This is a genomic window from Pseudomonas fluorescens (assembly GCF_900215245.1).
GTDB classification, from domain to species: domain Bacteria; phylum Pseudomonadota; class Gammaproteobacteria; order Pseudomonadales; family Pseudomonadaceae; genus Aquipseudomonas; species Aquipseudomonas fluorescens.
The window spans coordinates 1,654,422-1,667,770 of sequence record NZ_LT907842.1; the positions used below are offsets into that span (position 1 = coordinate 1,654,422).

Consider the following 13,349-nt stretch of genomic DNA (forward strand, 5'->3'; position numbering starts at 1 on the left):
CTGGCTTGCCTGCGATGCAAACAACTCGGTGTGTCAGCAGGACCGCAGTGATGCCATCGCAGGCAAGCCAGCTCCCACAATATTCTGTGTTCGTTTCTGACACCCCCGTTTCACTCCTTCCTACCGCAAAATCCCATCTCACACTTCTCCCTGTGCGGCCTGTTGTCGCCCGCAAAAAACCTCGTTATAACGGTTAGTGGCACCCCGCCACCACCCCACGTGTTCGCACGTGATGCACGACCTTGCCCGGGATAGGGCAAGCTGGAGCGTTGACATGGACCATGGAAGTTTTGTCATAGAAAAGCTGTTCAAACACTACAACGTTCACGTAGAGCAGCTAGGTCACCACCCGCAAAGAAAAACCGTCCTGATGGTCAATGGGGCCCTGTCCACCACCCGCTCGTTTGCGCGCACCAGCAAATGCCTGGCGGAACACTTCAATGTGTTGCTGTTCGACCTGCCGTTCTCCGGCCATTCGCGCGAGCACAACACGAACCTGGACCTTGTGACCAAGGACGACGAGGTACAAATCCTGCGCGCGCTGGTTGACCGGTTTCAGGTCAACCATCTGGTGTCGGCCTCCTGGGGCGGCATCTCCACGTTGCTGACCCTGGCCCACAACCCGCCCTCCATTCAAAGCTCGGTGGTGATGGCCCTGGCGCCCAACCTCAACCAGGCGATGCTCGATTACGTGGAACGCGTGCGGGTGCTGATCGAGGCGGATGACAAGTCCGCCGTCGGCCACCTGCTAAACGAGACCGTCGGCAAATACCTGTGCCCCCGGCTCAAGCGCAATAACCATCGGCACCTGTCGGGCATGGCGACTACCGAGTACCGCCAGGCACGCTTTCATATCCACCAGGTGCTGGGCCTGGGCGACGGCAACTACCTGCCGGCACTCACTCAAATCGAAACCCCGGTGCATTTCATCAACGGCGCGCTGGATGAATACACCCCGGCAACCGAGGCCCGGCTGTTCAATAAATACGTGGGGCGCAGCACGTTCGCCGTCGCCGAGCACACCGGTCACTTGCTCGACCTTGAGTCTCGCGAGGCGGCGTTGGCGGTGCACCGCGCCCTGCTGGATTTCCTGGTCGGGGAGCACGCGCCATTGCCAGATTTAGACGAACCGCCAGTGGGAAAAGGCGCAACGGATGGCGCATAATCGCCGACACATAGCCTGCTAACCAAAAGGTCGCCCATGCCGAATCGCGCCCCTCTCGATGCCAAAACCGCCCGCTGGCTCCCCTGGGTGGTCGCGATTGCCTTCTTCATGCAGTCGCTGGATGGGACGATTCTCAACACAGCCCTGCCGGCCATGGCCCGGGACCTCGCCGAAAACCCGCTGCGCATGCAAGGAGTGGTGATCGCCTACATGCTCACCGTCGCCTTGCTCATTCCGGCCTCGGGCTGGATCGCCGACCGCTTTGGCACCAAGAAAATCTTTTTCGGCGCGATCATGCTGTTCAGCATTGGTTCGCTGTTGTGCGCCCTGTCCAGCAGCTTGACCATGCTGGTCGGCGCGCGGGTCATCCAGGGTTTGGGCGGGGCGCTGATGTTGCCGGTCGGGCGCCTCGTTGTGCTACGCGCTTACCCGCGCTCCGAGCTGGTGCGGATCATGGGCTTCATTACCATCCCCGGCCTGCTCGGCCCGTTGCTTGGCCCGACCATGGGCGGCTGGATGGTGCAATACCTGACCTGGCACTGGATTTTTCTGATCAACCTGCCGGTGGGCATGATCGGCTGTTACGCCGTGTGGAAACTGATCCCCGACCTGCGCGGCAGTGAGCGCACACGCTTTGACAGCATGGGGTTTGTGCTGTTTGGCGCGGCGATGGTGTTGATCACCATCGCCATGGAAGGCCTGGGCGAACTGCACCTGCCGCATCTGCGGGTAATGTTGCTGCTGTTTGGCGGGCTGGCGTGCCTCGCGGCCTACTGGCTGCGCGCCGGCCATATCGATAACCCGCTGTTTTCGCCGGTGCTGTTCAAGACCCGGACTTTTGCAGTGGGCATTCTCGGCAACCTGTTTGCGCGCCTGGGCAGCGGCGCCTTGCCATTCCTGGTGCCGCTGCTGTTGCAGGTGGCGCTGGGTTACTCGCCATCGGAAGCCGGGATGAGCATGCTGCCGCTGGCGGCGGCGGCGATGTTTGCCAAGTCGATTGCCCGCACCTTGATCGAACGCCTCGGCTACCGCGTGGTGCTGACCGGCAATACCTTGGCGCTTGGCATCATGCTGGCGAGCATGGGCCTGGTCAGTGAACAGACGCCTTACTGGTTGCTGCTGGGCATGCTGGCGATCCTCGGGGCGATCAACTCCCTGCAATTTACCGCGATGAACACCGTCACCCTGATCGACCTGGACGATGCCCAGGCCAGCAGCGGCAACAGTTTGCTCTCGGTGGTGGCGCAATTGTCCCTGAGCCTGGGCGTCGCGTGTGCCGGTGCCTTGCTCGGCGGTTTTACCGCCGAGTCGGGCAACGATGGTGTCAGCACCGTACTCGGCGCCTTCCAACTGACCTTCCTCACCGTGGGCATCATGGCCATGCTGGCGGCGGCGATCTTCCTGCAACTGTCGCCCACCGACGGCAAGCGCGTGATCAGCCGCGAGCACGACATCGAGCATTAACAGGCTTCCCGTCTAGAACTTGCGGGGAAAATCCTGTGGGACTGGTACACTGCGCAACATTTTGTTTTGCAGAGCCAGTCCCGTGACTACCATCGCCACCGCTTTTAATACTTTGCCGCTCTCCGCCGCCATGCTGGCTAACCTCGACTCGCTGGGTTATGTCGAGATGACGCAGATCCAGGCGCAAAGCTTGCCGGTGATCCTCAAAGGGCTGGACCTGATTGCCCAGGCCAAGACCGGCAGCGGCAAGACCGCCGCCTTCGGTATCGGTCTGTTGAACCCGATCAACCCGCGCTACTTCGGCTGCCAGGCCCTGGTGATGTGCCCGACGCGTGAGCTGGCCGACCAGGTCGCCAAGGAAATCCGTCGTCTGGCCCGCGCCGAAGACAACATCAAGGTGCTTACCCTGTGCGGCGGCGTGTCCCTCGGCCCGCAGATCGCTTCCCTGGAACACGGCGCCCACGTCATCGTCGGCACCCCGGGTCGCATCCAACAGCACCTGCGCAAAGGTTCGCTGGTACTGGACGGCTTGAACACGCTGATCCTCGATGAAGCCGACCGTATGCTCGACATGGGCTTCTACGACGCCATCGAAGACATCATCAGCAAGACCCCGGCACGCCGCCAGACCCTGCTGTTCTCGGCCACCTACCCGGTGAGCATCAAGCAGTTGGCGTCGAAATTCATGCGCGCGCCGCAGCAAGTGAAAGCTGAAGCCTTCCACTCCGATGACCAGATCGAGCAGCGTTTCTACGAGATCTCGCCGGAAGAGCGCATGGACGCCGTGACCAAGGTGCTCGCGCATTTCCGCCCGGCGTCGTGCGTAGCGTTCTGCTTCACCAAGCAGCAAGTGCAGGAAACCGTGGATCACCTGACGGCCAAGGGCATTTCCGCCGTCGGCCTGCATGGCGACCTGGAACAGCGTGACCGTGACCAGGTGCTGGCGATGTTCGCCAACCGTAGCACCTCGGTGCTGGTGGCGACCGACGTAGCCGCCCGTGGTCTGGACATTGACTCGCTGGACATGGTGATCAACGTCGAGCTGGCCCGCGATTCGGAAATCCACATCCACCGCGTAGGCCGTACTGGGCGTGCCGGTGAGACAGGGATTGCGATCAGCCTCGTGGCGCCGTCGGAAGCGCACCGCGCCCAGGCCATCGAGCAATTGCAGAAATCGCCGTTGAACTGGGACCAACTGGACAACCTCAAGCCACAAAGCGGTGGCCCGCTGCTGCCACAGATGAGCACCCTGTGCATCGCCGCCGGCCGCAAAGACAAAGTCCGCCCGGGCGACATCCTCGGTGCACTGACCGGTGAAGCCGGCATCCCGGGCGCACAGGTCGGCAAGATCGCGATCTTTGACTTCCAGGCGTTCGTGGCCGTGGAGCGCGGGATCGCCAAGCAGGCGCTGCAGCGTTTGAACGACGGCAAGATCAAAGGCCGTTCGTTGCGCGTGCGCATCCTGTAAAGAGCTCCCCTCCAATGGAGATCTAATGTGGGAGGGGGCTTGCTCCCGATGGCGGTGTATCAGTTGATAGAATTCTGGCTGACACACCGCTATCGGGAGCAAGCCCCCTCCCACATTTGACTGTATTTCAATTCAGAATTTGTATGAGGACATGGCTGTGCGCTCGACCGAAGTTGTGATCATTGGCGCCGGCGCCGCAGGCTTGATGTGTGCGCTGACCGCTGCCGGGCGTGGGCGCAAAGTGATGTTGATCGACCACGCGAACAAGGCCGGCAAGAAGATTCTGATGTCCGGCGGTGGCCGCTGCAATTTCACCAATATGTACACCGAGCCCGCCAACTTCCTCTCGCACAACGCGCACTTTTGCAAGTCGGCCCTGGCCCGCTACACCCAGTGGGATTTTATCGCTCTGGTTGCCAAGCATGGCGTGCCGTACCACGAGAAAAAGCTCGGCCAGTTGTTCTGCGATAACAAGTCCAGCGACATCCTCGGCATGCTGCTCGATGAATGCATCCAGACCGGCGTGAGCCTGCACCTGGACACCTCGATCGAGGAAATCGCCAAGCTCGAGAGCGGCTACCAGCTGCAAACCACCTTGGGTGAGCTGCGCTGCGAATCCCTGGTGATCGCGACGGGCGGCCTGTCGATTCCGACCTTGGGCGCGACCGGCTTTGGTTACCAAGTGGCCAAGCAGTTCGGCCATGAACTGCTGCCGACCCGCGCCGGGCTGGTGCCGTTCACCATCACCGACCAGCTCAAGGATTTGTGTGGCGAGTTGTCGGGCACCTCCGTGGATTGCCTGGTCAGCTGCAATGACCAGAGCTTTCGCGAGAACATTCTGTTCACTCACCGTGGCCTGAGCGGCCCGGCGATTTTGCAGATTTCCTCGTACTGGGAATCCGGCGACACGGTGGAAATCAACCTGCTGCCCGACCACGACGCCCACGCCTGGTTGCAACAGCAACAGGTCGAACGCCCCAACAGCGAGTTGAAAACCCTGCTGGGTGAGATCTTCACCAAGAAAATGGCCAACCTGCTGGCGGAAACCTGGTTCGTGTCCAAGCCGATGAAGCAGTACACCCACGCCGAAGTGGCCGACATCGCGCAAAAACTGGCGAGCTGGCAACTGGTGCCGGCCGGCACCGAGGGCTACCGCACCGCCGAGGTGACACTGGGCGGTGTGGATACGCGCGAAGTGTCGTCCAAGACCATGGAATCGCTGAAAAGCCCGGGGTTGTACTTCATCGGCGAAGTACTGGATGTGACCGGTCACCTGGGCGGGTTCAACTTCCAGTGGGCGTGGGCGTCGGGCTACGCCGCGGCGCAATACGCCTGACACTACGCGGTAAAAAATGTGGGAGGGGGCTTGCTCCCGATGGCGGTGTAGCAGTCAATTCATGAGTGACTGTTGCACCGCTATCGGGAGCAAGCCCCCTCCCACATTGATTGCATTCCCTATTTGGAATGCAATGGCGGGAATATATTTTGCTGTTGGATGTGATCGCCACGCTTGCCGTGGCGTCATTACTGGCTCAATTTAGCGGCATCGTCCAGGAAGACTCCAGACTTCATGTCATCGACCTCGTTCAAGCAGTCCATGCGGCGCCTGTGGGCGCTGGATAAATTCAGTTACAGCGTACGGGTGTTCATCGCCCTCACCGGCAGCATGGCGCTGTGCTGGTATCAGGATGAAATGACCCTGCTGATCCCGCTGTTCCTGGGGATTATCGCCAGCGCCCTGGCCGAGACCGATGACAGCTGGCAAGGCCGCCTCAATGCCCTGGCGGTAACGCTGGTGTGTTTCAGCATCGCTGCGCTGTCGGTGGAGCTGCTGTTCCCTTATCCCTGGATTTTCGCCATCGCCCTGGCCCTGGCCAGTTTCTGCCTGACCATGCTCGGCGCCCTCGGCGAACGCTATGGCGCGATTGCGTCGGCCACCTTGATCCTGTCGGTATATACCATGATCGGCGTGGACCAGCGCGGGGGGGCTGTCAGCGACTTCTGGCATGAGCCGCTGCTGCTGGTGGCTGGTGCCGCCTGGTATGGCGTGTTGTCGGTGCTGTGGCAGGCACTGTTTTCCAACCAGCCGGTGCAACAGAGCCTGGCGCGGCTGTTTCGCGAATTGGGGCGCTACCTCAAACTCAAATCGTCGCTGTTCGAACCGATCCGCCAATTGGATGTGGAAGCGCGGCGGCTGGAACTGGCCCAGCAAAATGGTCGCGTTGTTGCGGCGTTGAATGCGGCGAAAGAAATCATCCTGCACCGGGTGGGCAATGGTCGACCGGGCTCGAAGGTCAGCCGCTACCTGAAGCTGTACTTCCTGGCCCAGGACATCCACGAGCGCGCCAGTTCGTCCCACTACCCTTACAACGCCCTGGCCGACGCCTTCTTCCACAGCGATGTGCTGTTTCGCTGCCAGCGCCTGCTACGCCAGCAAGGCAAGGCCTGCCAGAGCCTGGGCGAGTCGATCCAGCTGCGCCAGCCCTTCATTTATGACGACAGCTTCGCCGAAGCCCTGGGCGACCTGAATGCCTCGCTGGAACACCTGCGCATCCAGAGCAACCCCGCGTGGCGCGGCCTGTTGCGCTCGTTACGGGCCTTGGCCGCCAACTTGTCCACGCTCGACCGTCTGCTTGGCGACGCCAGCAACCCCGACTCACTCGCCGATGCGACCGACAGCAACCTGCTGGACCGCGCCCCGCGCAACCTGAAAGAAATGTGGACGCGCCTGCGCACGCAGCTGACGCCGACGTCACTGCTGTTCCGCCATGCCTTGCGCCTCGCCCTGGCGCTGACCATCGGTTATGGCACCTTGCATGCCATTCACGCTTCTCAGGGTTACTGGATCATCCTCACCACCCTGTTCGTCTGCCAGCCCAACTACGGCGCCACCCGGCGCAAGCTTGGCCAACGGATCATCGGCACTGCCATTGGTTTGACCGTGGCGTGGGCGCTGTTCGATCTGTTCCCAAGCCCGTTGGTGCAGTCGCTGTTCGCCATTGCCGCAGGCCTGGTGTTCTTTATCAACCGCACCACCCGCTACACCCTGGCCACGGCGGCAATCACGCTGATGGTGCTGTTCTGCTTCAACCAGGTCGGCGATGGCTACGGGCTGTTCCTGCCACGGCTGTTGGATACCTTGCTCGGCAGCCTGATCGCCGGCCTGGCGGTCTTCCTGTTCCTGCCGGACTGGCAAGGTCGCCGCCTGAACAAGGTGCTGGCCAACACCCTGACCTGCAACAGCATCTACCTGCGCCAGATCATGCAGCAATACGCGGCGGGCAAGAGCGACGACCTGGCTTATCGGCTGGCGCGGCGCAACGCCCACAACGCGGATGCGGCGCTGTCCACCACACTGGCCAATATGTTGATGGAGCCGGGGCATTTCCGTAAGGAAGCCGACGTCGGCTTCCGCTTCCTGGTGCTGTCGCACACCTTGCTCAGCTACCTGTCGGGGCTGGGCGCACACCGCGAGACCCAACTGCCGGCCGAAGTGCGTGAGCACCTGATCGAGGGCGCTGGCAACAGCCTGGCGGCGAGCATCGATGAGATCGCCACCGGGCTGGCGAATAAGCAGCCGGTCGCGATTCAGAGCGATGCCGAGGAGGCCCTGGCGGCGGAACTGGAACAGATGCCGGATGAGATCGATGAAGGACAGCGCTTGGTGCAAACACAATTAGCGTTGATCTGTCGGCAGTTGGGGCCGTTGCGAACGCTGGCGGCGCACCTGATCAAAGATACCAGCGCGACTTAATCTGTGGCTAACGGGCTGTTGCGGCGAGTGCTCCAGCGACCGCGTCACATCCCATGCGCTTTCATCAACCGCTCGTAACTGCCGTCGACCTTCATCTTCGCAATCTCCCGGTCAAAGCTGGCGACGATCTGCTCATGCTCGGGGTTCTTCAGGCTCACCAGAATATGCAGGCTGTTTTCACTCAGCGGCTTGGGTAAAAACTCCACCGCATTGCGCACCCGCGCCGACTCGCGGGCCAGGTAATAGCGGGCAACATATTCATCTTCCAGCGTCAGCCTCACGCGCTGCGCCGCGAGCATGCGCACGGCCATGGCGAAGTTATGCACAGGCACCTTCTGCAGGCGTGCATCCTGATCGAACGCCGCCGAATAGGCATACCCGCGCACCACGGCGATGGCTTCGTCGTGCAGTTGCTCCAGGTTCTGATAATCGATGGGATCATCGCGGCGCTTGATAAAGCGCACACGGTTAAGCAGGTACTCAGCGGAAAACTGCCCCAGTTTCGTACGTGCATCGTCGTACCAGGCATTGATCAGTACGTCATAGCGGCCGTCGCCCACGCCCATCAGCGCCCGGGCCCAAGGCACTTGTTCAAAGTCACTGCCGTAGCCTGCGCGAGCAAGGGCGGTGCTGACGATGTCAGTGGCCAAGCCGCCGTTGATCAAGGTCGAATCCGTAAAAGGCGGCCAGGCATCCGCTACCAGGCGCAGGCGTTGTGCGACCGCAGGCTGGGCCAGCAACAACACTCCTATCAAAGCAACGGCACGAGAAAATCGCGGCATGCTCAAAGTCCTTGGCGGGCAGGCAGTGGCCTGATAACAGTAGCTCATCAATGAGCCTGCATTGCAGATTACACAAAGAAGCCCGCAGCGATTGCACTGAATGGTGGCAAATTGACGCCATTCACAAAAAAGCTCGATTTAGACAGGGGAGCCGGTGGCGCTTACTATCGACCACAGACATTAATAAGAGAGCACGCCATGACCGTTGAATGGGTTTGCAAACATCACGATGACTTGGGCAAGGAGCAGCTTTACGCGGTTTTGCGCCTACGCAGCGAGGTGTTTGTCGTTGAACAGAAATGCGCTTACCCGGACCTCGATGGGCAGGATCTTTCGGGTGATACCCACCACTTGATGGCCTGGAAGGATGACGAGTTGCTGGCGTACCTGCGCTTGCTCGACCCGGAATCACAGGGTGGCGATGTGGTGATCGGCCGAGTGATCGTTGCGCCGGCGGCACGCGGCACCGGGCTTGGCCATCAAATGATGGAAGAGACCCTCAAGCGCATTGAAGACATCTGGCCTGAGACGCCGATCTTTCTGTCAGCCCAGGCGCATTTGCAGGGGTATTACGGGCGGTACGGTTTTGTGGTGGCGGGTGAGGAATACCTGGAAGACGATATTCCCCATATAGGCATGCGACGCGCCTGATGGCCCTTTCGCGAGCAAGCCCGCTCCCACAGTTGACCGCGTCCGAGCGTTGAAACGCGGTCGAATGTGGGAGCGGGCTTCCTCGCGAAAGCCTCAGCCCAATCACCGCCACATTCAGGGATACCCCAACACCTGCTTGATCGACGCCAGATTGGCCTCGATCCACACCCGATCAATCGCCCCCCAGTTACGAACCCGATAGTGCCCGGCATGATTGCGCGCGCCGTCTGCCTGCTCGAACTCACACACGATATCCAGGTCGGCCAATGCCGCAATCGTGTCCTGCGCTGTGCGACGCGGCATGCCGGTGGCATCGGTCAACGCCGGGACACTGCTGGCCTGCCCACTGTCGATCAGGTACGCCACGTACAGGCGGCGGTAAAAACTGCTTTTGGTCTTGCTCACGTCCATGGTCAAAAGCCTTATGTGGTTAGGACTTGCCCTGCAAGTCGCGATACGTGAGGTAAACCCGCAGGTCGAATTCCACCTGATGGTAGCCCGGCATCATGTATTCGCAGAGTTTGTAGAACGCTTTGTTGTGGTCCGACTCCTTGAAGTGCGCCAGCTCGTGTACCACGATCATGCGCAGAAACTCCGGCGCGGCTTCCTTGAACAACGCGGCGATGCGAATCTCTTTCTTGGATTTGAGATTCCCGCCCTGCACCCGTGAAATCGTGGTGTGCAGGCCCAGGGCGCGGTGGGTCAGGTCCAGTCGGTTGTCGAACAGCACTTTGTCAATGGCCGGCGCGTTACGCAGGTGTTCCTGCTTCAAGGCCAGGGCATAGCTGTACAGCGCCTTGTCGCTCTGCACCGCATGACGTTCGGGGTAACGCTGCTCCAGGTAGGCGCCCAATTGGTCCTTGGCGATCAATTGGCGCACTTGCTCCTGGAGCGCTGCGGGGTAGGCCTGGAGGTATTTCAGCGCGGTCATGGGGTCTGCAACAGGGTTCGAATGGGCGCCAGTGTAGCGAATTCACAGCGCGCGGGGGTGGGGCCAGATCGCCATTTCCTCGGCCACCAGCGGCTGTGCCGCCCACGGCCCTTGAATACACGAGCAACCATTCGCCTTGAGCCACTGGGACTGCTCCAGGGTTTCCACACCCTCGGCGATCACCAACACATCAAAGTGCCCGCACAACTGGATAATACTGCGGGCCATCGCCGCATCGCGCACCGAGCCTGGCAGGCGTGCCACCAGTTGCGGGTCCAGCTTGAGCGTGTCGAACTCCAGATCCCGCAAATGGGCCAGCGAACAGCGGCCGAGACCGAAGTCATCCAGGGCAATACGCACCCCGATCTGACGCAACAGTTTGAGCTGCTTGTGGGTTTCCTCAAGGTTGCTCATCAAGCTGTCCTCGCTGATCTCCACCTCCAACTGGCGCCCCTGCAACCCATACCGCTCAAGGACCTGCTGCAGTTGGCTGGCCAGGTTGGGCATGTTGAACTGGCTGCTGCTCAGGCTCACGCTCAGCACCAACTCGTCATCGAAGGTGGCTTGCCAGGCGCGGCGCTGGGCAGCGACTTGCTGGTAGATCCAGGCGCTCAACTGGCTGATCAGCCGCGCCTCTTCCAGCAACGGCAAAAACAAGCCCGGCGGCACATCACCGACGCTCGGGTGCTGCCAGCGCAATAGCGCCTCGACGCCGCGCAAACGCCCATCCTCCAGCGACACCTGAGGCTGGTAGACCAGGGCGAAATCCTTGTTTTGAATCGCGGTACGGACACTGTCTTCGAGCATCAGGCGCGAACGGGCACGGCCGTTCATTTCCTGATCGTAATAGCGATATTGCTGACGCCCTGCACGCTTGGCTTCGTACATGGCGATATCCGCCGCGCGCAGCAGGCCATTCAAGTCAGCGCCGCAGTCCGGAAAGGTCGCAATACCAATGCTGACGCCGAGCATGACATCCAACCCATCGACTTGCTGACAGACAGACACGCGCTCGATCAGTTTTTCCGAAATCTTCGCCGCCTGCTCGGGAAACTCCAACTCCAGCAAGGCGGTGAACTCATCCCCGCCCATGCGCCCGAGAATGTCGTAGGAGCGCAGGCACGCCTGCATTTGTTCCGAGACCCAGCGCAGCACCCGATCCCCGGCGTCGTGGCCCAGCGAGTCGTTGACGCGCTTGAAGCCGTCGAGGTCCAGGTACAACAACACCAGCGACAGCCCATTACGTTCGCTGCGCAGCAAGGTGTTCTCCACCGCCTGGTGGAAGCCACGTCGATTCAGCAGCCCGGTCAACGGGTCGGTCACCGCCTGGAACTCCAGTTGCTGATGCAGGTGGCGCACCTCGGACATGTCCAGCACCGTCACCACCATAGCCTTCTGCTCGGCGGGCAACGGCGCGCAGGACAACGCCACCGGCACCTGCTGGCCACGGCCGGTGCGCAAAATAGCGTCGTGCTGGCGCCAGGTCTCGCCCTTGCGATACGCCTCGTACATCGGGAACCCCAACCACGTGGGCACATGGGGTTTTTGCAGGAAACTCAGAAAGCTCTCGCCCTGCAACTCGGCCATCGTGGCATTCAGCAACCGCGAAATGGCCGGGTTGGCATACTGGATCACACTGGCCTCACCCACCACCAGGATGCCCTCGGCGGCGTTGTCCAGCACAGAGGCATTAAAGGCCCGCGCGGATTCCAGGTCACGGCTCAGGCGCTGCAAGGCTCGGCGGTTGCGCTGCTGCTCGAGCAGGGCTTGCACCTTGGGTTTTAGAATATGGGGGTCAAAGGGCTTGAACAGGTAGTCGATGGCGCCACTGGCGTAGCCTTCGAGTACCGCCGCAGAAGACTGTGCATGTGCCGTCAGAAAAATAATCGGCGTCATGCGCGTACGCTGGCTGCCACGCATCAGCCGCGCCACCTCAAAGCCATCCATGCCCGGCATGCGCACGTCCAGCAGCACCAGGTCCACTTCGTGCGCCAACAATAATTCCAACGCCTCCAGCCCTGAAGCCGCGGTCATCACTTGCCAATCTTCACGCTGCAAAAGCGCACGCATGCTGATGAGGTTTTCCGGGTAGTCGTCGACCACCAGAAGAACCGAACTGCCATCGCCGAGGTATGGAGCGCAATCCATGCTACGTATCTTCCTTGAGGAGCTGCACCGGTCACTTCTCATCCAAAAACCGGACAAACACTGAGGCCTCACTCTAGCCCCGGTTCTAAAAAATCAGAAGTGACGTGGGTGCCATCATTGCGCCAAAGCTTAGGAAGCCGACTAACGGTAAGGACCCACAGCCCACGGGCCATGGGAAACATGGCTTTTTGGCATTCCTCTGACGCCAATAAATTGCCAGCAATTGTTTAACAACAGGACGATCAGCGCTTATAAAGAACCTGTAAGGCCCCCGGGCCAAAGCCGTCACCCTCTGTAAAAGGCCAACACCATGATCGACCTTTCCACCTGGAACCTGAGCATTCCTGTCGGCTCCCCGCCTGCGACCATCGACACCCCAAAACTGTTGAGCGGCTTCAAGGACCAATATTTCCAGGCCGAAGGCAGCAACGTGCAATTCTGGACACCCGTGACCGGCACCCGCACCGAAAACGCCATCTACCCGCGCAGCGAACTGCGCGAAACCTACGCCGACGGGCGCCTGCGCAACTGGACTTACAACGAGGCCAACAACTTCCTGCGCGCCACCGTGACCGTCAACCAAGTGCCTTCCAGCGGCAAAGTGGTCATCGGCCAGATTCACGCGTACGACAGCCAGAAACCGCTGATCAAGCTGGAATACCAATTCAAGGAAAAGACCCAGACCGGCAACATCGTCGCCAAGGTGCGCATGCGCCCGGATGATGGTGAGGGGCGCGTGGTCACCGTCGCCAGTAACGTGCCATTGGATAAGAGCTTCACCTATGTGATCAACCTCAATAAGGCCGGCTTGCTCAGCGTATCTGCCGCAGACGGCCAATGGAACGAGCGCATTGGCGCCGCGTGGGCTGCGAAACCGCTGTACTTCAAGGCAGGGGTGTATGTGCAGGACAACAGTGGGAACAGTAAGGAAGGCGCACGCGTGACGTTTGCCAAGTTGGACATTGACCACGAGTAGCGCGAGAAAG

The 13,349-nt window shown here is 60.7% G+C and carries 11 protein-coding genes; 7 read left to right on the forward strand and 4 right to left on the reverse strand.

The features are described 5' to 3' along the window. Positions 1 to 274 precede the first annotated feature (274 nt). From CPH89_RS07795 to yccS, 5 genes are all read left to right on the forward strand, one after another. Positions 275 to 1,165, forward strand: coding sequence for an alpha/beta fold hydrolase (locus tag CPH89_RS07795; RefSeq protein WP_053258408.1), 891 nt, complete (start codon positions 275 to 277; stop codon positions 1,163 to 1,165). A gap of 36 nt (positions 1,166 to 1,201) precedes the next feature. Then, positions 1,202 to 2,629, forward strand: a complete 1,428-nt coding sequence (gene mdtD / locus CPH89_RS07800; protein ID WP_053258409.1) for a multidrug transporter subunit MdtD — start codon at positions 1,202 to 1,204, stop codon at positions 2,627 to 2,629. 130 nt (positions 2,630 to 2,759) lie between these two features. Further along, complete coding sequence (dbpA, locus tag CPH89_RS07805; RefSeq protein ID WP_232005461.1) at positions 2,760 to 4,097, forward strand: ATP-dependent RNA helicase DbpA; 1,338 nt, start codon at positions 2,760 to 2,762, stop codon at positions 4,095 to 4,097. A gap of 157 nt (positions 4,098 to 4,254) precedes the next feature. After that, a complete protein-coding gene (locus CPH89_RS07810) occupies positions 4,255 to 5,433 on the forward strand; it encodes a BaiN/RdsA family NAD(P)/FAD-dependent oxidoreductase (RefSeq protein ID WP_053258807.1) in 1,179 nt (392 codons plus the stop codon). Between the two features lie 234 nt (positions 5,434 to 5,667). Further along, positions 5,668 to 7,851, forward strand: coding sequence for a YccS family putative transporter (gene yccS, locus CPH89_RS07815; protein ID WP_053258411.1), 2,184 nt, complete (start codon positions 5,668 to 5,670; stop codon positions 7,849 to 7,851). A gap of 44 nt (positions 7,852 to 7,895) precedes the next feature. Here yccS and CPH89_RS07820 read toward each other — a convergent pair whose 3' ends face one another. Continuing rightward, positions 7,896 to 8,633 (reverse strand): substrate-binding periplasmic protein, encoded by a 738-nt coding sequence (locus tag CPH89_RS07820; protein ID WP_053258412.1) that lies wholly within the window; start codon positions 8,631 to 8,633, stop codon positions 7,896 to 7,898. 198 nt (positions 8,634 to 8,831) lie between these two features. On the opposite strand from CPH89_RS07820, the gene CPH89_RS07825 reads away from it, so the two are divergent. After that, positions 8,832 to 9,284, forward strand: coding sequence for a GNAT family N-acetyltransferase (locus CPH89_RS07825; RefSeq protein ID WP_053258413.1), 453 nt, complete (start codon positions 8,832 to 8,834; stop codon positions 9,282 to 9,284). A 114-nt stretch (positions 9,285 to 9,398) separates the two neighbouring features. Here CPH89_RS07825 and CPH89_RS07830 read toward each other — a convergent pair whose 3' ends face one another. Genes CPH89_RS07830 through CPH89_RS07840 form a run of 3 tightly spaced genes read right to left on the reverse strand, consistent with a single transcriptional unit; the run spans position 9,399 to position 12,363 of the window. Next, positions 9,399 to 9,695, reverse strand: coding sequence for a winged helix-turn-helix domain-containing protein (locus tag CPH89_RS07830; RefSeq protein ID WP_053258414.1), 297 nt, complete (start codon positions 9,693 to 9,695; stop codon positions 9,399 to 9,401). Between the two features lie 19 nt (positions 9,696 to 9,714). Next, positions 9,715 to 10,215, reverse strand: a complete 501-nt coding sequence (locus tag CPH89_RS07835) for a M48 metallopeptidase family protein (RefSeq protein ID WP_053258415.1) — start codon at positions 10,213 to 10,215, stop codon at positions 9,715 to 9,717. A 42-nt stretch (positions 10,216 to 10,257) separates the two neighbouring features. Next, positions 10,258 to 12,363: a putative bifunctional diguanylate cyclase/phosphodiesterase gene (locus CPH89_RS07840; protein ID WP_053258416.1), complete on the reverse strand. Its 2,106-nt coding sequence runs from the start codon at positions 12,361 to 12,363 to the stop codon at positions 10,258 to 10,260. 310 nt (positions 12,364 to 12,673) lie between these two features. Here CPH89_RS07840 and CPH89_RS07845 point away from each other — a divergent pair, with 310 nt between their 5' ends. Next, positions 12,674 to 13,339, forward strand: coding sequence for a polysaccharide lyase family 7 protein (locus CPH89_RS07845; RefSeq protein ID WP_053258417.1), 666 nt, complete (start codon positions 12,674 to 12,676; stop codon positions 13,337 to 13,339). Positions 13,340 to 13,349 lie beyond the last annotated feature (10 nt).

Bases quoted from the DNA above. Each gene is read 5' to 3' on its own strand.
- CPH89_RS07795 (WP_053258408.1), top strand. From the start codon at position 275: ATGGACCATGGAAGTTTTGTCATAGAAAAGCTGTTCAAACACTACAAC.
- mdtD (WP_053258409.1), top strand. From the start codon at position 1,202: ATGCCGAATCGCGCCCCTCTCGATGCCAAAACCGCCCGCTGGCTCCCC.
- dbpA (WP_232005461.1), top strand. From the start codon at position 2,760: ATGCTGGCTAACCTCGACTCGCTGGGTTATGTCGAGATGACGCAGATC.
- yccS (WP_053258411.1), top strand. From the start codon at position 5,668: ATGTCATCGACCTCGTTCAAGCAGTCCATGCGGCGCCTGTGGGCGCTG.
- CPH89_RS07820 (WP_053258412.1), bottom strand. From the start codon at position 8,633: ATGCCGCGATTTTCTCGTGCCGTTGCTTTGATAGGAGTGTTGTTGCTG.
- CPH89_RS07825 (WP_053258413.1), top strand. From the start codon at position 8,832: ATGACCGTTGAATGGGTTTGCAAACATCACGATGACTTGGGCAAGGAG.
- CPH89_RS07830 (WP_053258414.1), bottom strand. From the start codon at position 9,695: ATGGACGTGAGCAAGACCAAAAGCAGTTTTTACCGCCGCCTGTACGTG.
- CPH89_RS07835 (WP_053258415.1), bottom strand. From the start codon at position 10,215: ATGACCGCGCTGAAATACCTCCAGGCCTACCCCGCAGCGCTCCAGGAG.
- CPH89_RS07840 (WP_053258416.1), bottom strand. From the start codon at position 12,363: ATGGATTGCGCTCCATACCTCGGCGATGGCAGTTCGGTTCTTCTGGTG.
- CPH89_RS07845 (WP_053258417.1), top strand. From the start codon at position 12,674: ATGATCGACCTTTCCACCTGGAACCTGAGCATTCCTGTCGGCTCCCCG.